This window comes from Mesorhizobium sp. f-mel, assembly GCF_053850215.1.
Window position 1 is genome coordinate 61,735 of the sequence record NZ_JBSPTO010000012.1, and the last position, 21,118, is coordinate 82,852.

Genomic DNA, 21,118 nt, shown 5'->3' on the forward strand with positions numbered 1-21,118 from the left:
GGCCTAGGGTCGCAACGGTAGTGCCCCGCTCAAGACAGTTTGTCTCCAGCGACATCTTCCACTGGTTCGGCCTCTTCATCATCGCCCTCCCCGCTGACCAACCCGGCCGGAATTTCCCCGGCCAACAGCTTTTCTTTCGACAGCAGCCCAGCATCCTCGAAGGCCTCAAAATCCGCCAGGTTGCGCAGCGCATCGAGGCCGAACTCGAGCAGGAATTCTTTCGTCGTGACATAGGTGTAGGGCGCGCCCGGCGTCGGGCTGCGCGGCCCGGACGCGATCAGTCCGGCGCCGCGCAGATGACCGATCAGGTCGCGGCTGATCTCCTTGCCGAAGAACGACGACAGCTCAGCACGGGTGATTGGCTGGAAATAGGCGATGCACATCAGCACCAACACCTCCGACTGGGTAAGATCCACCGCCTTCTCATTGCCGCCTACGGCCGTATACGCCGGCCGGGTCAGGTGTTTCCAGCCGCCGGCAACGGCGACGAGATCGTAGGGCCGGCCGCGCAACTCCTGCGGATGTCGTGGATGAGAAGATCGATGCTGCAGGTCTTTCCCACGATGCGGGCCAGCGTCTCGCCGCCGACCGGTTCGCTTGCGGCAAAAATCGTCGCTTCGACGCGGTTCATCCATTCGCGCCAGCGCACCTCCGGCGGCAGCTGGTCCAACTCACGATCGAACAGTGCGTCTTCGTCCGCCCGGTCCCGTCGTTTGCGCGTCGCCTCCGCCATGGTCGTCACAGCCCGTAGACGCGGAAGGTCGGGCGGCCGGAGAGCTCTCGGACCGCGCCGAGCTCGACCAGCCCGTCAAAAAGGCGGCGCAAGCCGCGGTCACTCATGCCCGCGATCTTTCCGATGCGACGATCGCGTCGTCGGACAGAAGCCGCTCGACGACGGTGTCGGCCGCCTTAGCCCTGAGTTTGGGGCGACGGCGAGGAGTTTGTCTGCGCGGCGCCCGAGCTCGGCGGAAAGATCGATGGCGCGCAGTGCCGCGCGCCCCTTGCCCGGTACGCCATGGTGGCCGGATTTGAGCGGACACATTATTTTATTTTCTTGGAGGAGGACGAGGCTGAAAGCGCCGGCACTATCGAGCGCATGATCGCGCATCTCGCGCAGATCGGGTGTTCGAGACGACAGGCGGCTTGGCCTTCGGGCGGTTTCCTCCCGAAGTTAGACTGAAGCCGGACGACCTGCACGCGATGCTAACGCGGGCGGGTATTCGGAGGGACATTCCCATTGTTGCCGAGCTTGATTTCGGGCACGTCGACCCGATGTTCCTGCTGCCGTTCGGCGCCCGGGTGGAACTGCGCGCTGAGGCGAATGTGATTGTCGATTTGATCGAGGCCGCAGTGGCCTGAAGCAGGGGAACTAAGCGCAGATAGGTTGTGGCTAGGTAGGTTGGGATTGGCGCAGTTCCCAGCGCGCGGGTGAAACTACGGGAAGCTGCGTTTACTCTAGCTTCAGGACTGCCGGTCCAGGATGGATGAAGGCGTCCCGTTAGTTCGCCCGCAACGCTAGGGCCTTGCGGGACCTTGAGCGAGTATCTAAATTGAGTGGCAGCATCCGCGGGCAAACAGGTTGCCAGAGAGAAGTCCAATGGTCGAATACAGTGCCGGATACAAGGCCCAAGCTCAGGAGAAGCTCGAGAAACTCGAGAGTCTCATGACCGAGCAAGCGCGTTCCGTGGCTCGAGGACTTTCTGATCATTTTTCGAAGTCCTGGTCCAAACAGGAGCCTGAAGGTCCAAAGCCCCAGGTCAATCAGGTAGATTGCTGATCCGGCCACCTACCGTCGAGAACGGCCTTGAGTCCGACCGTATCCTTCGGCACAGATACTGGCTGAATCCCACTGAGACGCCACGACTCCGAGGCCCCGGAGTCACTGCGCCCGTCGAGCGTGTGCTCGACAAATCCTGTCGCCTGTAAACTAAGACATAGTGCTTGGGCGCTAGCGGGGAGGACCAATTCATAAGTCTCGCCTCGATCATCACGCCAAAGTCCGATGCTGCGGCTCTGAGGAAGCAGTCCAGTGGCGTTAGACCTTTCCACGAGTCCCAGAGATGTTAGGCTTAGTACGGAGGACCCCGGATCGTCGGCGAGCACGGTAGCGTACCTACTGGGCCAACGAGCTTTCAGCTGCGGGCCGTCCATCAGGAGGGCGAATACAAGATTCGGGCCGATCCCCCTTACAAGCTCTTGGCAGGGATCATGCCGAGCTAGGTCTTCGCAGATAAGCGTTGTGACAGTGGTGGTGCCACGAAGAACGTAGACATCCAAACTGCGGCTAAGAATATCTATGTCTTCCCACCAGCCGTAGTTCGGGTCCAGCGACGCGCCGAGCGCGTAAGTTTGAATTTGAGATCGGCCCAGCCTCCAACGATGATGTTTTTGTCGATAGGAAATTAGCCCGTTCTTCCCGACCACTGCCAGAGCAGCATAATTACCATGCTCGTATCCCGCACCGTCGGCATCCGTCTTGTCAAAAAGTCCCGCAATTAGGAGTTCAACATTTGTCCCTTCAAGACAGCTTTTGAGCTTTCTAAAAACCGCTGAGCTCAAAGAAGCTTCCGGAAATACGAGGACATGCACCTTTCCCACATCTCGCTCGGCCACGCGGATCAAGGTCGTTACGAACGTGAGGAATTGCGCGAACCCAGAATTGGCATCATCGAGCTTCTCACCTTTCGACGACGGGCACCAGTCTGGATTGATTCGAAACCACCCCCATTGCTCGTCCGTGCTGCGGATGGGCTCGAACGCCACAGCTGAAATCCGGTAAGGCATTGGTACCAGAAGGCAGTTCAGCGAGCTCGACGACTTCTGCTCAGGCTTACCTTCCTCGTATCTGGTCTCGGCCGTAGAGCCTTCGTATGGGAGCCAATATGCACGCGCCAGACCGCGCGGTGGCAGGAGAGCGAGGTTGTGCGATAGCGAGCGGAGCGTGCATCCCAGCCAGGGGGTCCTGCTTTTTGGCAAAACGCAAACAAGGTCTGGGTCTGCGGTCGAAAAGCTGAACCTAGCGCCGCCTGCGAGAATGTTCCTCTGCAAATCCGGGCTGATCAGTAGCGATTGTGCAGTCCCTCTCCGGCCCGATGGCGGTTCAAAACCGAGGCCGCTGGCGGCTTCGTCAGCGATACATAGCAGTTCCAAAGTTGGTAGCCACCATGATGGTGGAGCGCTAAGAGAACTCGACTCTTCGAAGATATCGGCTTCTCGATGCTCCCACAATTGATGCCAAAGGTCGACGAGTTCCTGGGGCGGCGGAGGGCCCTCCGGCGCGTTGTCTCCGCGCCATTCGGCCCCCAGCTTTCTCCAATTCGCACGCATCTCCTCCGTGACTCTAAGGAGCCTGATCGGTCGAGTCGACAGGTTGTCTGGCGCAACATGGTGATACGCCCCACTTCGTTGGAGTACGACGGCCGCGATGGCAAACAAGTCGGTGCAGAGGTATGGGAGTGTTCCTAAGTTCCTAGGTAACCTACCGGCATCTGGGGACGACTTCGTGTACCCCTCGAAATCCAGGTACCCCCCTTGAGGGAATAGGGAATTGACGAGCTCAGCGATCTTCAAGCGACAGTACCCTTAATTGGTCGCACACTACCGCGCTCGAAAGCGGGTACCTAGCCTCGATAGTACAAAGGGCTTCTCGCCGCAATCTTCTCTCAGACGCACCACTGCTTCTTGCTGTATTAGTACTAGTGCGGACCTTTCGCTTACAGGGACGCGAGATGCCTGCCCTGAGGTTCTGTTGGTTTCGGCGTGCCATTCGCGAAAACTCCGAGAAATAAGGCTGGAGGCGGACAATGTCCGCTATCAGGCGTCAATTCGGTGACGAATGTTGCGTCACTGGCGGACCCCAGATTGAGGATGTTAAATTCGGCTCGGCGATCCGCGCCATGACCGGACGTTCACCTCGCAGTCGCACGTCAGGGTACCGGTGTCATGTTGACGGCCTCCCTGGGCCGTCGCCGAGTTCACCATCGCTCGAACTGCTAGCCTCCGAAGTCGGAGATGCTGCAGCAATGATAGTCAGCGGCAACGCGACTCTGTCGGCCGGGGTTGCTCCGAAGCCCCCATCGAAGCTTGGCGAGAAGATTGTTTGGGATGGCTACGAGGTTGTGGTCGAAGGTCCGTAGCTGGGTGGATTGCCAATTGGTCTCGACAACGCGGCCTTCGGTGCCGCATTCAGAAGGGATCCAGTCTCCAAGCACAAGAGGGCGGCCGAGATTTAGCGCGATCCTCGAAAACACATCACCCAGCGTATTCTGGACCGCCAGTCCCAGGATGATGGCAAAAACAGCCTGACGCAGCGGTGGGCGTTCCGACCGGCACGATAAAGACGAATGCGAGGATCGACAGGAGCATTCCAACGTAAACGATAAGCGCTTGGCACGACCGCCCGAGTTCCACGAGGTCCGTTTTCCTCATCCCGCCTCACCCACCAGACCTGCCCGCTCGTCATGTAGACAGCGCGCCGTGCCGAAGGCCAAAGGGCATTCAAGTAGTCTGGATCCCACTCCCGGGCATTGCGACCTGCAGAACGGTTGAGCGGCGCAGAACATGGAAGATCTTCGGCTCACCTCGCCACCTGCCCCCGCACGAACGTGGACGATGAGCAGCCACATCGGTGCCGCCCCTCGTTGCCTTCTGCGGCGCCTTTCTGTCCATGATCGGAGAAGGGCTCCGCCGCGCCCGATAACACAAATTCAAATAACCGCGTTACACGCGCAGAATTCTTGCGGACAATACTAGCTTTACAATGAGCCGAAAGAACCGCATCGTTCGGCGATTAGGCTGGGTTTTGATCGGAGGGGTCATGCTTCGCTTTCTCGCGTGCCTTCTGCTCCTCGTTCTGGGCAGCAGCACAGATGTCTTCGCAGCGTCCTGCGCCACCTTCACCGGCAGCACCATGGATGTCGGCGGTTTTCCCAAGGCGCAGTGGCGCACCGACTACCCCGCGGCGGCCGGGACGCCCACGATGCCTTGGAAAGGTATCGATTTCCGCACCGAGCCCGCCCGCTACATGGAGGCTGTCCTGTCGACGGCGCGCTCCTCTTTCAGGCGGTCGGGCACGGCGCTCGTCGGGACCGGCACCGAGGAATGGTGGGCTTCTCTGTGGCTCGACTACACCACCAATGGTCGCGAGCCGCTGATGGGCCTGACCAAGGAGCGAGGGGCCCGATCCAGGTGATCTTTCACCGACGAGCAGCGGCGGCTTTCAAGTCTGGGCGGTCGGCTTCTACAACGCTCCTGGCGCGACTGTGCTCGGCCAGGTCTTTGCGGACCCTTGCGTGCCGTCGCTCACGCAGAGCCTCAATTTTCCCGAAGGGACCGTGTCGGTGAAGTTCCTCTTCACCGACGCCGTTCCGGCAGAGGTGGCCTATCTCGACGGAGCGCCTTCCTACGAGGCGATCATCGATGCCGCCGGCACCGGCGGCATGAACCCGCCCCCGCCGGTGGAGAGCCGCCAGAAGCGCACGGTGCACCTTCTGCAGGTCGACATTTCGGTAAAGGACGCAGACGCGGCCGCGACGGGATGGATTTTCGGTACCTTCGGCTGGGTTGGCCCCACCACCGGCGATGGTCTCTTCGACAATCTCATGCCCGTGTCGTTGCAGTGGGGCAATGACCCGGAGATCTATGACCAGGCCATCACACAGAGTTGGATTAATCCCGATCTGCATATGAAGATGTACGGATGGAACCAGCGCCCGACCCTCGGTTTCAATGGCCGTGCCAATGGTCCTGCCGATAACATCAGGTCATCGTGCCTGTCATGCCATGCCGCCGCCCGCACGCCGCGGTCCTCGTTGGGCATTGTCGGCTTTGCCTTCAACATGGCCAACATCGGCGATCCGGCGAAGGTCAAACAGCACGTCGATGTATGGTTCGACAACGTCAAAAGCGGCTCGTTGTTTCGGCCGGACGAGCCTGCCGTTTCGGCGCTCGACTATTCTCTGCAGGTGGAGGCGGCCATTTACCGGATGTGCCGTGCCTGTCGCCTCGGCGACCTCCCGGGAGACACCCCGCCCGTTTGCATCGCGGCAAGCTTCTATGCGCCGCCGCAATGTTCGCCCGGGATCATGCCGCTTGATGCCGCGGGCAATGTCCTTCGTGAGCAGATGCAGGCCGATCCTCCTCCGCGTCAGTAGCCTGGCTCAGGCGAACAGTGGTCTTCCATCTCGAGAATGCCCGGTCTGAGTCCAGCGCTTCGCTGTGTGGCAAGCCACAGCCCAAACGAAGCACTGCGGCCTCAAAGCCCTCGGCGCTGCCTCTGATCAGGCCGCAGCGGACCAACGACGCCTCAAAAAAGGGGGTGATCGAGTATCACGACCTTATCCGAATTGACGTAAAAAAGCAGAACAGCCGAAACCCTACAAGCGGCGTTATTGTCTGACGGCGGCAATTGTCGTGCTTGACAAATTAGCCTGATCGGCAGCAAGTATGAATATTGAAAGTTACCGCTTCCGCAGGTCTTTGATTTAAAATAAAGACAAAAGGTCGGGCACGACTTCGTTGCCTGTCGGGTTAACTATGCCTCAGATACATGTCCTGGACGAAGTCACGGCTCAAATCGCAGAGGCTGCTGCTGCTTGCCACATTTCCATTATTGCACTAGGCAGGGTTTCCACGACCGGCTGGTCCGATGGACGATTGGTGCGGATTGTCAACGTCGTGCCTCCGTCTGACGGTATTGTAGAGTTTGAATTTCTCGCCAATGCCCCGTCGGAGACGGCTATCCTCCTCGAGGTCCTTACTCCGATAAGCGCAAACTCAGCGATGGAGAACGTCGAAATCTCGAATTTCTGGGGCACCGACTTGCCGCTGCGCGGCATTCGCGTGCTGGCGGCTCGCAACTCAAAAACGGTCGAAGTGCTGTCAAAGGAAGAGTCGTCGGAACTCAACCGGAAGATGTCTCCGCGTGCGGTGGCCGTGGTCGCGGAACCAACCGGACCGGCCAAGGATCCTCCGGGCTACCAGGAAGATATCCGCCCGCTGTTCCGCAACCGTGACGCCAACGCAATGCGTATCCAGTCGGGATTCGACCTACATGTCTACGAAGACGTCAAGGCGAACGCCACAGGAATTGCCAAGAAGCTGAGGATCAACATGCCGTGCGACGGCTTGTGGCCACCGGAAGACATCGCGAAGTTCGACGCCTGGGTCGCAGGCGGAATGCTAGCTTAACGCTTGGCCGGTTGCGGAAGGCCGGCAGGGGGAGGAACGGATGAGCCTACCTTTGGGACGCGCATGTCTGATGGCCGCCAGCATGGCGGCGATTTTCGCAACAGGTCCCGCCCATGGCCAAAATGTGCTTTCGGCTGCTCCGCCGGAGGTTCTGGCCACCCCGGAGGGCAGACTGATCATCAAGCGCGGCCAGGACTATGTGCCGAGCACCACCGATGCGGCTGTGCTTGCACCCGAACTTGAAAGCTCGATGCGCAAGCGCCGCGAATTCGGCTGGTCGATCGTTGAAAAGATGCTTGCGCCGCAGCACCTTACCCTGCTTGACGGGGCCACAACGGTGGACGTGCCTTTGTGGCAGACTTGGTACGAAGGCGGGGGCGGACTCAACAGCGAAACCAAGAAATTGGCCGAGAGATTTCTCGACAAGCTGAAGCCCCTGATCGAGGCGAACCCGCAGGTTGACATGGCGGCCATCGCCAAGGAAACGGTGCTTGAGTTCTCCGAGAAGAACCTGTCAGATACACTTACAGACGAGAACCTGTCGACAGTGCTGCTTCAACTCCGGAATCTCAAGGGCGAGGTTGGCGACCTTCTCGGTCGCGGCTTTACGGTTTTCAGCCCGTCATTCGTAGAGCATGTCCTGACCGAGGCCCGAGGCATTGATGAATGCCAGCGCAACAAAAATGCGGCGGACCCGCCCCCGAGCGACGACCAGTTTTCGCATTGCGTGAAGGAATTCCCGCGCTCGGCCGTGATGGTTAAGACAAGTTGGAGGCGGCTTGCCAACGGCGTGCCCAAACATGACACAAGTCCAGCCGGACTTGCCGAAATGTTCAAACTTGGTATCTGGCCGCAATCCGGCAGCGCCGCACCGCTTCGCCAACCCACGCGCTCTGAAATCTATACGAACGTCACATCCGACAACACCGAATGGGCCCTGCGGAGCATTCACTTCGTGACGAAGGATGTGCGCGAATGGGTCTGGGTTTCACTTTGGTGGGATCCGAATGCCAAGACCGAAGACTTCGGCAGTGACCAGCCCGCCAGCCTAGCGGCGTTCAACAACGGCGTGTGGAAGAATTACAAGATGTGCGTCGTCTCGGCATTCGCCGAAAAGGATCCGCAGCCATGGGCCAGTTATACCGGCAGCAACGACACGTTGGCCGCATCCATCAAGGCTGTCTACGACGCCATTCAGAAGGAGATTGACACCGGAGCGGAGTCGGACCCGTCGGCGCTGGCCACTCTGTTCGATACTCCTCCTGTGCCGCTTGAGCTTCCTGGCGCTCTCGGTCCATGGCCAACGCCGAACAACCTGCAGACCGAATGGTGCAGCAACCCCAACATCGAAGCGCATGTCGGCAATGGGCGCACGAGTTGCATAGGCTGCCACCAGTTCCCAATGACGCGGAACGAGGAACGCGATGTGGACATGCAGTTCGAGCATGCGATCCTGGGAGATGTGCCGCAATTCGGACGCGCGAAGGTGCGCGAAAATTTCCCTGCCGAATTTGCCTGGAGCTTTGATTTCGAGTTCCATCCCATCATCCAGGAGCATAGAGAGAAGATAGGGCTTCAGTGGCCGCCTCACTAGGCGGCGTGCGACGCGGGTCAGGTAAGCCACCATGCAGATTCCCGTGGTTCTCATGGCGCCGCCGCTCGAGGCATTTCGCGACACGCTGAAGCTCCAGAATGAGGGCGCTTCGGCGGACGCGTTGAAAGACGTCTTGTCACAGGCAGTCATGCCCGAGCGCTTCCAGATCGATCCGGCCTACGCGCCTGTGCCCGTGCCGCAGCGAGCCCTGGAAGCCGGGTTTGCCGATCCGCTCAATCCCGAGGCTTTTCTCGTGCGCGGTACGGTGGATGCTGAGGGCGTCGAAGACGTCCCCCACGAAATTGACAACAGCCGCGTGTTTTCGGACGCGGTCGTCGACGTTTGCGTTGTCTGTTTCGACGGTCCTCCGGTCGGGACGCGGGCAGATGTGGAAACCAGTCTCGATGTCTCGACACTGCATGCGCATGGGCTCGACGGAGAGGGTGTTGCGATTGCAATCGTGGATACGGGGATCAACCTCGACTTTCTCGAGGAAAAATTGGGTTTTCGCCCCCGGCTGGATGAGGGCCTGTCCTGGACACCCGAAGGGGGAAGCGTGATTCCGGGGCACTACCCAAAGGGGCACGGCACGATGTGTGCTTATGCGGCCCTGCTTGCGGCGCCACAGGCTACGCTCATCGATATTCCCGCCCTGGTTGGAACGCCTGCCGGCGGTGCCTCGATCGGCCGCAGAGTGAGCGAGATCTATACCGCGCTCGCACCCCTGATAAGCGCCTGGGCAATCGCATTCATGCCTTCCGGCGAGCGTCCGTACAAGGCACTTGTCTTGAGCAACAGCTGGGCGATGTTTAATCCGGGGATGGATTTCCCGCAGGGACACCCTGGACGATATGCCGACAATCCACATCATTTCTTTACGACTACACTGTCCGCGGCGAGCACGGATGCGCAGATGGACATTGTGTTCGCAGCCGGGAACTGCGGGCCTGATTGTCCGCTCCCGAACTGCGAGGGCGCGGTCGCGCAGTCGATCACCGGAGCTAATGCCAGCGCGTCCGTACTGACCATCGCCGGATGCGACACATTAGGGAAACGGGTCGGCTACTCGTCGACGGGGCCCGGCATTGCGGGTATGGCTCAAGATAAGCCGGATTTTGCCTGCTACACACATTTCAAGGGATCGGAAGCCCTTGGCGCCGGGATGCCAGACAAGGGAACGTCTACATCTTGCCCGGTAGCCGCTGGGTGTATCGCCTCGTTGCGCACTGCCATGCCTTCAAGTGCGCTATCACCACTTGAGCTGTATTCCGTCCTTCGCGAAACGGCCCGCCCCACCGGCGATGCGTTCGAACATCTTGGCCACGGTATCCTCGACCCCGTCGCAGCTGCGCGCGTGCTGGGCTTAGTTTCTGATGTATCTTGAGCCGATTTCAGGAAATTTGCCGCGAACGCACCAACAAAACCTCAGGACCTACTGGCTTTCAATCGCCTTGAGGTACTCATGGCCCCTCAGTTCGAACTGTATTTCGACTTATACGGTAGGCCAGCCAGCCTTCAAGATAATCCAGGGAATCCATCGTGCAGAGCATAGCTCTCGCCAGGGCGAGACGCTCCCTTAATTGGGCACGTCGTTCGCTCACCACGTCCTCCACGCGCCGCTCCGCATCCTGGAAGAAGCGTTCAATGGACATCGCAGCCGCCCACCTGTCCATTATGTCTGAAAGTTGCTCCTGGCTCTCTGACATCGCCTGTTCCACTCGCCGTTGATCTTCCTCACGAAGGTAGCGTTCGTGCACTTCTTCCCATTCCCTTTGTCCCTGCGCTACCGCCTTCTCAGCCGCTGTCATCAAAGCCTGAAGCTCGTCCTTCGAGCTTTCCAGCTTCCGGACAATCGCCGGGATCATCGCGCTGATCGAACTCTTCGCAGTCTCCTGCCAGCTCTCAGCCCAATCGACACCGTTAAGGGGAGAATAGGCGACCAAGCGAAACCGCCCGCAAGGAAGGTCCTTCTCGGTCGTCCATGAGTTAGCGAGCTGCCACGATCTGGCCGATTTTATAACCTTGCTATCCTCGCGGAAGTACTTTCCACGGAAATAGCGCATGGTGGTTCGTTCGGTCATTTCGGTAAGCGCAAGGCCCACGGGCACGATCCAATGTAGGTGATGGTCGGCCGATGTGGCGACCAGATACTCCCCATAGAGTGGCGCCCATACTTACGGTCTTTCCCAGGCGCGACACGACCCATCTTCTGATCGGGTGGCGCGAACAGAACGCGATGTCCATTTCTGTCAAAGGCGGTGTAGACCTCATTTGCAAGATCGAGCGCTCGAACCAAGCATGGTTCCGAGGCAACAAGGTCGGGCAGAAGGTATTTGTATGGCCTCAGGAACTCGCCCTCTTCAACCTTGCGCGATTTCCCGAAGTGCACCTCCACTCCGACCAGCATCGGGTGACGACCTGACCTCATGGTCTTGGTCATTGTCGCGCCATCTGGGTTTCGTCTGATGCGGATTTTGACAGGTACCGCGATGGGCTTGTCCTTCGACCAATTCAGTTGATCGCCAGGAAGCGCAGCCGGCAGTTCTGGACGGGGTTTAGCCTTCCCAACCGCCTTTTTCTGCCAATATCCTACCGGCGGACGGGGCAATCTCGAATGCTTGTGGGCTTGGGGCTTTGGGGACCATGTCATTGGTTGTCATTGGGAATTTCTGCTGTCCTCCAGCCACAGCGACGAGTGATCGGCGGTTCACGGCAGACCCGCGACATCACGAAATAACTGTCGCCGCCGCAGCCCGTCCAGAGGTAAATTCGACGCATTGAAACGACAGACCGCCGTCTCGGGCCGTTGCTAAGGCAAGCGTTGCTTCGGAAATCATATGTCGATGCCGTCGATTCACTCAACATGTCGACCAGATCCCGAGATGTCGACAGGTCGATAAGCGTGGGGAAAGGCGGTAGCGTTCTCCCGCTACCATCACTGCAGCGTTAGGCGCCTCTCCCGGCCTGCGATTTGGCAGGTTGAGAAGCTCCGCCAGCGCACCGCGGACTTTCAGCTCAACCTGTCCCCTGCCCTCCGTCGGAATGACCTCGATCCCCGTGACCAGTGAGCGGATGATCCTCGCCGCCTCGTGCCGCTCACACTCATCGGATTGCAACGCGTCCTGGAACTCGGATACGTGCCGACGGTAAATCGTCACCGCTGCCGGATGAAACTCCACAATGCTTTCTGCGGCCGCCATCGCCTGTAGCTCTCGGGCTAGATTCTCCTTTTCGCGCTCGATGTCCATTAGCTTCGATTTCATGCCGGTCGTCGCAACACCGTCAGCGATAGCATCTACGATGTTAGCGATCTGCCTGTCGATGCCGGCATGCCGCCTTTCGACTTCCCTTTGCCGTTCGCGGTTCATAGCGTTCAGTCGCTTATGCTCAGCATGATGTTCAGCAAGGAAGCCCGCAATGGCATCTGGCGCCAGCAAGCGCCGCTGGATGCCTTCAAGCACACGCTTCTCAAGCACGCCAACACGGATCGTCCTATTATTGGTACAAGTGCCTTTCTCACGGTGCGCGGCACAAGCAAGCTGGTCTCTGTTCTTCACCGTATAGGAAGCGCCACAGCAGCCGCACCGCACAAGCCCCGAGAACATGTGCTTCGGTCGTCGGCGGTGATGGAGTTTCATGCCTCCATAAAGCTTCTTGCGGACTTGCACCGCATCCCACAGCTCATCATCGATGATACGCAGATGCGGCACTTCAACGACCTGCCAGGTTTCCGGCAGATTCGGCCGCGAGATGCGCTTCCCAGTCTCAATCCTTGCGCATTTGGAGACGATTGAAGACGAGCAGCCCGATATAGGCTTCGTTGTAGAGAAAGCCGCTTCTCCGCTTGAGATTGCCATTGATGGTCGAGGCGCCCCACGCACCCCCAAAGGGTGATGGGATACCTTCCTTGTTGAGGCCTGCAGCTATCGTACGTGCCGATTGACCAGCCGCGAACTCCCGAAAAATCCGACGCACGACCTTGGCTTGATCCTCATCGATCTCGCGCAGACCGCGGATCGGTTCACCGAACAAACGAAGGTTTGATCCCGCCGAATGTACCGCGACGACCGCATGGTGCTGGTCAGCACTCGCGTCCTGATGCTCGTCGCAGATGATAATTGGATAACGTTATGAAGCAGCGCCCGCGACGATTGCGGAGCTTTCAAGGAGCTGACGGCATCGCGCGACGACCACATCATACCGATCAGTTTTCGCGAGCCCACGCAGCAACGTCGGGAGGAAGATCCAGCGCGCGGTGATAGATGCTCGCTATCTCGGTCAGAAAACTATCGATTGTACGGATTTCGACACAATTTGCGACGGCGCGCGTGCCAGTTGCGAACACAGAGCGAGCGGCGTGCGTACGCTCGGGCATATGTAATGTCCGTGAGTTTAGGAGACCGAAATGGACTTGAGCAGGCTAAATCCAAATGGGCACGCGTACGAGGCAACGCTGCTGAAGCTGAAAGGGGCACGGCCGGGGCAGGCTGCTTGCCGCGAGTTTGAGCAATCGCAGCAATCTCATCGGCACGCCGGAACAGATCGCGGAACGCGTCCTCACGTTGAAGGATGCCGGCGCCGACCTGATCCTGCCCGGCTTTCTGCATTTCCAGGAAGAGGTCGAGTTATTCGGCAAGCGCGTCATCCCACTGTGTGCGAACTGGAAGCGGCTCGCGACAGGGAGCTTGTCGCCGCCGAATAACGCTGTGTCGCCGGTCAGCAGCTTCTCCTTGCTGAGCAATCCAGCGTCCTCGAGCGCCCGAGAAGAGCAACTGCACTTTGGCGCCTGACTTCGGAGGTCCCTGCCCACAGGAATACCGACATTGCAGCGGTTGTAGCTGTCACAGACAGGAGCTGCGTTTCTACCGCTGGTGACGAGAACTCATAGCGGCAAACACGATCTCAGGATGCTCGATGAACTGCTCCGGCGCGTACATTTTCGGTCGAGATCCTGCACACTCGACCGGGAAATTGTGGTCGCTCAGCGCCAATTTATGGGATACATTCCAAAGTCCTAATTTCCGATATATGCGCCATAGCCGGTGGGCGAGGTGGCTGGCATGATCGATTCAGACGTGTTCGACTTTGTCGAACGCTGCAGGAAGCACACAGCAACAGGGCCGCTTCTGAGCGACCTGCTCGAAACCGTGAGAAATCTCGGCTTCGAGCATCTTATCCTGAGCGGGGTTCCGCTCAGTGGTCAGAAACTTGCGCCGTTGGTTGAACTGAATGGCTGGCCGGCCGGCTGGTTCGAACGCTATGTCGAAGCCGAGCATGCCGCGGTTGATGGTGTTTGCATCTACTCGGCAAAGACCCTGAAGCCGTTCCTTTGGTCCGAAGTTCCGGCAAAGTGGTCGGATACTGAAGGTTCACGACGTGTCGCCGGCGAGGCGACGGAATTCGGCATCTGGAGCGGCTTCGCCGTGCCGATGCTCAGCATTCACCATTGGCAATCCGTGCTGTCGTTCGCCTCATCCGCGAAGTCCTGCAATCTTTCGCCGCGCCATCAAGTGCAGCTGGTGACCATGGCGGTCTATGCCGGCATGTCGATCCAGGCGTTGGGGGATGACAATGATGACGACGAGGGCGTGCTGACCGACCGCGAGAAAGAGGTGCTGCTCTGGGCCGCGGCCGGCAAGACCTCATCGGAAACCTCCCAAATCCTCGGCCTGACCGAGCGAACGGTCAAATGGCACTCCACCCGAGCCAGGGAAGCTTTTGGCGTCGCCACGACCACGCAGGCGGTCGTCGAAGCGGTGCGCCGGCGCCTGATCCATCCCTAAACGCGTCAACTGTCCCATCGGACAGGTGACGTACATTAGCAAGGCTGCAAATATCCCCGCGAGAACGATCGGGGGATCGCGCCATGATAACGGCCCACGTAGTCAATGTGCATAACAAGCATCTCTACGAAAACGAATTCGACGAGTTTCTGCGCCGCCGGCACGATTTCTTCGTGCACCAGAAACATTGGCGCCCTCCGAGCCCGGACGGTCGCGAGCTGGACCAATTCGATACCGACGCGGCGACTTACCTGCTTGGTATCGAAGATGGTCGCGTAGTGACCTCGGCTCGATTGATCCCAACGAGCGAGCCGCACATGGTCTCGGAGGTCTTTTCTCACATGTGCGAAAAATCGGGCGTCCCGAGACGTCCCGATTGGGCCGAATGGACCCGCACCTTCGTCGTTCCCGACAAACGCTCGACCGGATTGCGCGGTACGCTGACGCAACTGTGCTGCGCGGTGATGGAATACGCTCTCGACGAGGGCCTCAGTGCAGTCGGCGGCGTGCAGGAAACCTACTTCATGCCCCACCACGGCGCGCTCAAATGGCGGGCCGAGCCGATGGGCATGGCCAGGGAAGAAAACGGCGAGTGGTACATCGTCGCGTATATCGAGGTGAATAACGCAGCGCTGGCGAGTGTTCGGAGGATACTTGGGATTGATTATTCCTTGATTGTTCGGCGCGGCATTCAACGGCCCTTCGTCGAAAGCAGCAAGAACCTGCAGCGCGTATCTGTATAACAACAATGGAATTAGGAGGAAAATATGAAAAAGGCGATCATCACTGCAACTATCCTTGTTGGGCCTGCATTCGGTGCTCAGGCCTAGCAGGTCACAGCCTCCGGATGGCGCAAAAGCCGGTGTTGAACCGGGCTGTGTTATGACGAGAGCCGGCGCCAGCTTGGACTCACTGGCGCGACCCATACGGTCAGCGAAGTTTCGGGTTCGGACAAAGAAGCTGGAAGGAACGGACTCTCTCGAGAAGGAAGCGGCTGATAGCAACGCGGATCAGTATTCAGACGCAATCAACGCCGCCGGGACGATATCTTATCGTTGCGAGATACACCCGAGCATGACTGGAACAATCGAGGTGGCCCCCTAACGCCGAAGGCACGAACGAAAATCTCTGGGTTCGCGAAGGCTGTAAAATGAACTTGTAGTTCTTTGGTTGCAAGGAGAAAGCCATGCTGCGCACCCTTACACCTCGCGATTTAGTCAAAGCCGGGGTTGTAGTCGCCACCCCAGCGCTTTGCCGGTCATTGCGGACGTCGGCCTTGCCTCAGCTGCGGCACCGACGCGAGGCCGGATCGGTTCGGCGGAAGGAAACAAAAATCTGTTGCTGTACAGAGCAGCAGTCAAGGAAATGCGCGCGAGGTCTGGTCTAGATCAAACTGATCCTCTTGGCTGGACTTTTCAGACGATGAGCCATGGCATTTATCACGCGACAGCCGAAGCAGACCGCCATAGATTATTTCTACGAGGAGAAGCCGGTAGAAGCGCGAAGGCTGGCCGAAGCGACTTGGGAGACTTGTCCACATACGAGGTCGGAAGCGGCGCGGAATGCCATTCGTTTTCGACATTACTCAAGTAGTAAAAGCGTTAGCGGCACGTGGAGATTGGGATGGCGTACCGCGCTTGACGTTCATTCCGTCCGCATCTTTCACGGGATCGCCGGCTCGCGTCGAAAGCGTGCAATTGTTGCGACTTGCACTCTGAATATTGAAGGAGGCTTCGATCTTCCCCAGCGCAGGGTCTCGTCTTAGCCCTGCATCGTCGGGGCGCTGGATTATCCCAGCCGCTCCGCAGCTCGAAGGCGTGCGGGCCGACCTTGGGCGCCGGCGCTCCATCAATCGGGTGAAACCCGCCGGGTCGGCGGAATCTCGTTATGCAACGATCGCATGATGCAACGCTGCTCTACGAGTCCGCGCAGGCTCTGCTGAGCGGGTGACGAAATGGTCCTGGCTGAAGGCCTAGCGTCGCCAGAAGGTGCGGCCAGCAGCGGGTCGGTTGTCGCGCTCGCCTGTCGGCTGGTGGTCATCATGCACCGGATCTGGAGCGACAACACAGAGTTCCGCTGGACCAGGAAGGAAATTATGCCGGTCCCCAGTTGACCGCATCCGACTATTGTCAGCATGCCGCCGTGCTCGTGTCCGTCAAGGGCAAGTCGAGTTGTGTGCGTCAAGTTCTGCAAAAAATGGCGTGGCATTCAGCGGTGACGTTGGCGTGTCCGCCGCGCAGCCCCCGTGTTTAGCGGAGCGGCGGACATGGCGGCCGCGTCTCAGGCGGCCAGTGCCCTCAGGTTCTCCTTCTTGTGCTCGCGCAAGTGATCCATATTGAGGTAGCGGGTCGCCTCGAGCCAGTTCTCGTGGATCTCCACCGCCAGTGCCCGAACCAGCCGCAGACAGCTCTGCTGGCTGGGGAAGATGCGGACGACCAGGGTACGCCGCTTGATCTCCTGGTTCAGCCGCTCCAGCATGTTCGTCGACTTCATGTGCTTGTGATGGGCAAGCGGCAGCCGATAGAAACTCAGCGTCTCCTCGATGTTGTCCTCTACCCAGTTCACTAATTTCGGGTATTTGGCCTGCCATTTGGCGATCCACTGCGCCAGATCGCGCTTGACCTCGGCTAGGTCGCGCCGGTCATAGAACCATCTGAGCTCCATCAGGCAGTCGTCATCGACCTTGCGCGGCACATAATCGAGCGCGTTTCTGAGGAAGTGCACGTAACAGCGCTGCCAAACTGCCTCGGGCAGGACTTCCCGGATCGCTGCCCTGAGCCCGGATGGTCGTCGGAGACGACGAACTCCACACCGGCGAGCCCGCGCTGCTTGAGCCCTGCCACGAACGCGCGCCAGCTCGAATGGCTTTCACGGTTGGCCAGTTCGACACCGAGCACCTGGCGCCGGCCCTCCCAGTCGACCCCGATCGCCACCAAGACCGCCTGCTGGCGATCACGCCGGCCTCGCGCGCCCGCTCGTAGCGCGCGTCCAAAATGAGATAGGGATAAGGTTCGGCAAGCCGCCGCTCATAGAATGCCTTCAGCGCCTCATCCAGCCGCGCCGTTGCCTGGCTCACCGTCGAGGCCGAGAAGGAATGGCCGCACAGCTCCTCGGTGATCGCCTTGACCTTGCGGGTCGACACACCTTGCACGTACATCTCGACCAGCGCCGACACCAATGCCTTCTCCGAGCGCTGATAACGCTCAAACAACTCCGTCGAGAACCGGCCGGCCCGATCTTGCGGAACCCGAAGCTCCAGCACGCCAACCCGCGTCACAAGCTTGCGTTCGTAATAGCCGGACCGGTAACCAACCCGCTCCGTCGTCCGCTCGCCTTTCTCGGCCCCGATCGCCTCCGTCATCTCGGCTTCCAAAGCCTCCTGCACCACAGTCTGCAATACCTTGCGAAAGCCGTCCTCATCCGACAACAGCAACGCTTTCAACTCGCCTCTGCTCAGTCTAACTTCTCGATTGGTCATGGCACTTACCCTTCCACGGGAATCGGTGATCGCAACGTCACCAGCGTGCCATGGCCGCCCTTGCCTCAAGGCAAGGCCTGTTCTCTCTCCAGAGCTTTTTGCAGAACCTTCAGGACACTATCCCAAGTCGCTGGGCGATGGCCCTCAGGTCCCACCTTTGACTTTCCACTGCGCACGGCGCGAACCGAAATCGGGACGAGGATATGGTCGCCAATCGGCTGAGACAGCGCCAGTTCCACCCTGCCCGGTGGAAAGCTGTCCATCGCCGGACGAGGATGAGGTGAGTTCGTTGCCCGTGCGGTTACCGACTGCTACACTAGGACGGGCCGCTCCAGCACATCCAGGATTCGGCCGATCGCCTTGCTATCGATATGCCTCTCGACCTGCAGGCGACGGGCGCCGCCGCCAAGCTCGATCGTCACCGTTTGCTGGTCTTCCTGCCCAATCGGGAGATCGGCGATGGCTGCGCCTCGGACTTCCACCGCAACGGGCGTGCCACTGACGGAGCGGAGATATAGCAAGGCTCCTTGCGGCACCGGAAAAGCTGGCTCAACATGAATGCCGGCCGATCGTGCACACTGGCCCCTGTTCAAATGTCGCCCCGACCAGCCACTCATTCTCGTCCTGAGACCAGCGCCGACGCCGCTCGACTGACGCGATCACCCAATCTGACGCTTCGTCACAGGACGACTACTAGGACTGACAGCCTTCAGCCTGCCAAGATAAAGCCGCAGTCACCGCGGCAATGCGGTATTACCGCGTCAACTGTTCGATCGGACAGGTGACGTATATTAGCGCGACTGCGACTATCTCCTCTGAAAGGGGTTGGGGATCGCGCTATGATAGAAGCGCACGTCGTCAATGCATTGAACAAAAATCTCTATGAAAAAGACTTCGACGAATTTTCGTGCGAGCACCGCGACTTTTTGGTGCACCAGAAACGTTGGCGACCGGCAAGCCCGGATGGTCGCGAACTAGGCCAGTTCGACACGGACGCGGCGACCTGCCTGCTGGGAATCGAGGAGGAGCTGGCAATAACCTCGGCCAGGCTGATTCCCACCAGAGAGCCGCACATGGTTTCAGAGATATTTCCACCTATGTGCGAAAAATCGGGTGTCCCGAGGCGGCCGGACTGGGCCGAATGGACACGCACCTTCGTTATACCGACAAACGCACAATTAGGCGCCGAGGCACGCTCACAGAGGTGTGCTGCGCGATCATGGACTAACGTCCTCGATGAAGGCCCTCGGTGCCGTGGGCGGTGCCCAGGAAACGTGCTTCATGATCCAGGCCCGAAAGTCATCTGGAAATTGGTGAGCGGGGGCTTCATGCGGGGGCATTCGCATCTTTGCACGTGCCGCGATTCCCGCCTAGCTTGCAACGCACTGAAGCGGCGAGAGTTGCGGAAATTCGCGGCAATTGCGAGCCTTGCCTTTTTTCAAGTGCTCTGTCCGGGGATGGCATCATTGTCGCAAGCCGATCATGGTAAAGTGCGTGCTCCGCCTCCTGAGCCTCACCTGAGCTTTGCCCTTTACGTGCTTTCCAGAGGCGGTGGCGTTCCGGCGACCAGCCTTAAGGTGCTGGACGATTTTCGTGCCATGCTCAAGGCCTACAAAGAAAAGGGCGTGGCGGTGGAGCTGACCGAGACCCGCATCGGCCTCGAAGGCGAACGGCGGCTCTGTGCGGAATTCAAGGATCAGCAGACAGCCCATGAAGCTTGGCTTCAGGCAACGAATATTGTTGCCGGCGTGGATCTGGCCAACTTGAAAGCGGAGCCCTGCCAACGCTGACGTATTTTGCATCCAACTTCTAAGAGGAGGAAACGTCATGATCTCACGTTCCAAGTACGCCGCAATCCTTGCGGCTTCAATCTACGGGTTCACCCCGGCGGGGGCTCAGGAGCAATTACAAACGCCGGAAGAGGCGGAACTGCAACTCGACAAGCTTGCAGAGGAAGCACGCCAGAAATTCGCCACCATGACGTTCGAGGAATTCATGGCGACGGTCTATCGCGAGCCTGGTCCAGATGGGAAGTTTATCGTCAGTGGCGACATCCCAATCGCCAACGAGAAGCAACTTCGCGAGTTCTTCGAGCAGAACGTCAAGAAAAAACCGCCAGAATCCCCGGACCAGGAGCTCAGCGTCATTACAGTCGGAGGCCTAGACGCGTTGTGGACCGAGAGTGAGAAGAAGAACTTGACCTATTGCGTCAGCGACAGCTTCGGTCAACGCCATACGGCTGTAGTCGCCGCCATGGCGGATGCCGCCGGGGCTTGGGAGGCGGTTGCCAACGTCGACTTGAGGCATCTGACGGGCGAGGATGCTAGGTGCGACGCCTCCAATGCCGCAGTGGTATTCGATGTTCGGCCCGTCAACTTCGGACAATATCTAGCGCGCGCGTTCTTCCCGCCCGACGTGCGGCCCGACCGCAACGTGCTGATCGATGAGTCGAGCTTCGAGCTCGACCCGAACGAGCCGCTGACGCTGACGGGGATATTGCGTCACGAACTCGGCCACGTGCTCGGATTTCGTCACGAGCATACGCGGCCTGAGTCGGGCACCTGCTTCGAAGACACTGACTGGCGCGGAGTTACACATTACGACGCTTTCTCGACCATGCACTACCCGCAATGTAACGGGATGGGTGACTGGTCGCTGCGCCTGACCGATTTCGACATGAACGGCGCAGCGTGCGTTTACGCAGCTGCGCAGGGCTTCACCATCGACACTACGATATGCAAGCCCGAAGGAGGGTCGGGTAAGTACGAAACGTTCGAGAATCAGAAAGTGGCCGAGGGCGAGGAGCTCCAGTTCGGCCCGTTCAATGTCGCATCGGAGAATCCGTTTGTGGCGGAGATCAAAGGAACTGGCGATCCGGTGGGAGACCCCGACCTTTATCTGAAGTTCGACGCACCGGCCCTCCAAAGCAACTACGATTGCCGGCCCTACTCTGACGGTGCGGACGAGGTCTGTTCGGTCGATGTTCCGGCAGATAAGGGTCAGGCTTTCATCATGGTGCATGGCTATAAGCCGGGAACGTTCAACCTGAACGTGACCTACACTGCCGCGAACTGA

15 protein-coding genes and 5 pseudogenes are annotated in these 21,118 nt (G+C 59.1%); 12 read left to right on the forward strand and 8 right to left on the reverse strand.

The genetic code is table 11. The features are described 5' to 3' along the window. Nucleotides 1-29: 29 nt before the first annotated feature. Nucleotides 30-733 (reverse strand): annotated as a pseudogene (gene scpB / locus ACWUKX_RS16685) (SMC-Scp complex subunit ScpB). A gap of 5 nt (nt 734-738) precedes the next feature. Beyond that, nucleotides 739-1,003 (reverse strand): annotated as a pseudogene (locus ACWUKX_RS16690) (DUF1403 family protein); the annotation flags it as partial. Between the two features lie 119 nt (nt 1,004-1,122). Between ACWUKX_RS16690 and ACWUKX_RS16695 the strand changes: the two are divergent. Beyond that, complete coding sequence (locus ACWUKX_RS16695) at nt 1,123-1,359, forward strand: hypothetical protein (protein WP_456007976.1); 237 nt, start codon at nt 1,123-1,125, stop codon at nt 1,357-1,359. Between the two features lie 402 nt (nt 1,360-1,761). Here ACWUKX_RS16695 and ACWUKX_RS16700 read toward each other — a convergent pair whose 3' ends face one another. Both ACWUKX_RS16700 and ACWUKX_RS16705 read right to left on the reverse strand, forming a co-directional pair. After that, nucleotides 1,762-2,763, reverse strand: coding sequence for a hypothetical protein (locus tag ACWUKX_RS16700; protein ID WP_456007977.1), 1,002 nt, complete (start codon nt 2,761-2,763; stop codon nt 1,762-1,764). Between the two features lie 1,316 nt (nt 2,764-4,079). Beyond that, nucleotides 4,080-4,380 (reverse strand): annotated as a pseudogene (locus ACWUKX_RS16705) (mechanosensitive ion channel domain-containing protein); the annotation flags it as partial. 436 nt (nt 4,381-4,816) lie between these two features. Here ACWUKX_RS16705 and ACWUKX_RS16710 point away from each other — a divergent pair. The 5 genes from ACWUKX_RS16710 to ACWUKX_RS16730 all read left to right on the forward strand — a co-directional run bounded on the left by ACWUKX_RS16710 (nt 4,817) and on the right by ACWUKX_RS16730 (nt 10,166). Continuing rightward, the gene (locus ACWUKX_RS16710) at nt 4,817-5,191 is read left to right on the forward strand and encodes a hypothetical protein (protein ID WP_456007978.1); all 375 of its coding nucleotides are present in this window, start codon (nt 4,817-4,819) and stop codon (nt 5,189-5,191) included. 100 nt (nt 5,192-5,291) lie between these two features. Continuing rightward, entirely contained in the window at nt 5,292-6,152 is an 861-nt protein-coding gene (locus ACWUKX_RS16715) for a hypothetical protein (RefSeq protein WP_456007979.1), read from the forward strand. Between the two features lie 382 nt (nt 6,153-6,534). Further along, a complete protein-coding gene (locus tag ACWUKX_RS16720; protein WP_456007980.1) occupies nt 6,535-7,188 on the forward strand; it encodes a hypothetical protein in 654 nt (217 codons plus the stop codon). A 40-nt stretch (nt 7,189-7,228) separates the two neighbouring features. After that, nucleotides 7,229-8,782: a hypothetical protein gene (locus tag ACWUKX_RS16725; RefSeq protein ID WP_456007981.1), complete on the forward strand. Its 1,554-nt coding sequence runs from the start codon at nt 7,229-7,231 to the stop codon at nt 8,780-8,782. A 31-nt stretch (nt 8,783-8,813) separates the two neighbouring features. Then, nucleotides 8,814-10,166, forward strand: a complete 1,353-nt coding sequence (locus ACWUKX_RS16730) for a S8 family serine peptidase (protein ID WP_456007982.1) — start codon at nt 8,814-8,816, stop codon at nt 10,164-10,166. A 76-nt stretch (nt 10,167-10,242) separates the two neighbouring features. Here ACWUKX_RS16730 and ACWUKX_RS16735 read toward each other — a convergent pair whose 3' ends face one another. From ACWUKX_RS16735 to ACWUKX_RS16745, 3 genes are all read right to left on the reverse strand, one after another. Continuing rightward, nucleotides 10,243-10,884, reverse strand: a complete 642-nt coding sequence (locus tag ACWUKX_RS16735) for a hypothetical protein (protein WP_456007983.1) — start codon at nt 10,882-10,884, stop codon at nt 10,243-10,245. A gap of 756 nt (nt 10,885-11,640) precedes the next feature. After that, complete coding sequence (locus tag ACWUKX_RS16740; RefSeq protein WP_456007984.1) at nt 11,641-12,492, reverse strand: zinc ribbon domain-containing protein; 852 nt, start codon at nt 12,490-12,492, stop codon at nt 11,641-11,643. Nucleotides 12,493-12,547: 55 nt separating this feature from the next. Next, on the reverse strand, nt 12,548-12,814 hold the full coding sequence (locus ACWUKX_RS16745) for a recombinase family protein (RefSeq protein ID WP_456007985.1): 267 nt from the start codon (nt 12,812-12,814) through the stop codon (nt 12,548-12,550). A 479-nt stretch (nt 12,815-13,293) separates the two neighbouring features. On the opposite strand from ACWUKX_RS16745, the pseudogene ACWUKX_RS16750 reads away from it, so the two are divergent. The 3 genes and pseudogenes from ACWUKX_RS16750 to ACWUKX_RS16760 form a co-directional block, all read left to right on the forward strand. Next, nucleotides 13,294-13,484, forward strand: a pseudogene (locus ACWUKX_RS16750) (dimethylsulfone monooxygenase SfnG); the annotation flags it as partial. Between the two features lie 358 nt (nt 13,485-13,842). After that, the gene (locus ACWUKX_RS16755) at nt 13,843-14,565 is read left to right on the forward strand and encodes a LuxR family transcriptional regulator (RefSeq protein ID WP_456007986.1); all 723 of its coding nucleotides are present in this window, start codon (nt 13,843-13,845) and stop codon (nt 14,563-14,565) included. 83 nt (nt 14,566-14,648) lie between these two features. Next, on the forward strand, nt 14,649-15,308 hold the full coding sequence (locus tag ACWUKX_RS16760) for an acyl-homoserine-lactone synthase (protein ID WP_456007987.1): 660 nt from the start codon (nt 14,649-14,651) through the stop codon (nt 15,306-15,308). 1,537 nt (nt 15,309-16,845) lie between these two features. Here the strand turns inward: ACWUKX_RS16760 and ACWUKX_RS16765 are convergent. Further along, a pseudogene (locus ACWUKX_RS16765) lies at nt 16,846-18,043 on the reverse strand (IS256 family transposase). 371 nt (nt 18,044-18,414) lie between these two features. Here ACWUKX_RS16765 and ACWUKX_RS16770 point away from each other — a divergent pair. The 3 genes from ACWUKX_RS16770 (at nt 18,415) to ACWUKX_RS16780 (ending at nt 21,118) form a co-directional block, all read left to right on the forward strand. After that, the gene (locus ACWUKX_RS16770) at nt 18,415-18,561 is read left to right on the forward strand and encodes a hypothetical protein (RefSeq protein WP_456007988.1); all 147 of its coding nucleotides are present in this window, start codon (nt 18,415-18,417) and stop codon (nt 18,559-18,561) included. 321 nt (nt 18,562-18,882) lie between these two features. Beyond that, nucleotides 18,883-19,833, forward strand: a complete 951-nt coding sequence (locus tag ACWUKX_RS16775; RefSeq protein WP_456007989.1) for an acyl-homoserine-lactone synthase — start codon at nt 18,883-18,885, stop codon at nt 19,831-19,833. Nucleotides 19,834-19,870: 37 nt separating this feature from the next. Then, entirely contained in the window at nt 19,871-21,118 is a 1,248-nt protein-coding gene (locus tag ACWUKX_RS16780) for a matrixin family metalloprotease (protein WP_456007990.1), read from the forward strand.

Bases quoted from the DNA above. Each gene is read 5' to 3' on its own strand.
- ACWUKX_RS16720 (WP_456007980.1), top strand. From the start codon at position 6,535: ATGCCTCAGATACATGTCCTGGACGAAGTCACGGCTCAAATCGCAGAG.
- ACWUKX_RS16770 (WP_456007988.1), top strand. From the start codon at position 18,415: ATGCCTCTCGACCTGCAGGCGACGGGCGCCGCCGCCAAGCTCGATCGT.
- ACWUKX_RS16755 (WP_456007986.1), top strand. From the start codon at position 13,843: ATGATCGATTCAGACGTGTTCGACTTTGTCGAACGCTGCAGGAAGCAC.
- ACWUKX_RS16775 (WP_456007989.1), top strand. From the start codon at position 18,883: ATGATAGAAGCGCACGTCGTCAATGCATTGAACAAAAATCTCTATGAA.
- ACWUKX_RS16725 (WP_456007981.1), top strand. From the start codon at position 7,229: ATGAGCCTACCTTTGGGACGCGCATGTCTGATGGCCGCCAGCATGGCG.
- ACWUKX_RS16710 (WP_456007978.1), top strand. From the start codon at position 4,817: ATGCTTCGCTTTCTCGCGTGCCTTCTGCTCCTCGTTCTGGGCAGCAGC.
- ACWUKX_RS16780 (WP_456007990.1), top strand. From the start codon at position 19,871: ATGATCTCACGTTCCAAGTACGCCGCAATCCTTGCGGCTTCAATCTAC.
- ACWUKX_RS16730 (WP_456007982.1), top strand. From the start codon at position 8,814: ATGCAGATTCCCGTGGTTCTCATGGCGCCGCCGCTCGAGGCATTTCGC.
- ACWUKX_RS16760 (WP_456007987.1), top strand. From the start codon at position 14,649: ATGATAACGGCCCACGTAGTCAATGTGCATAACAAGCATCTCTACGAA.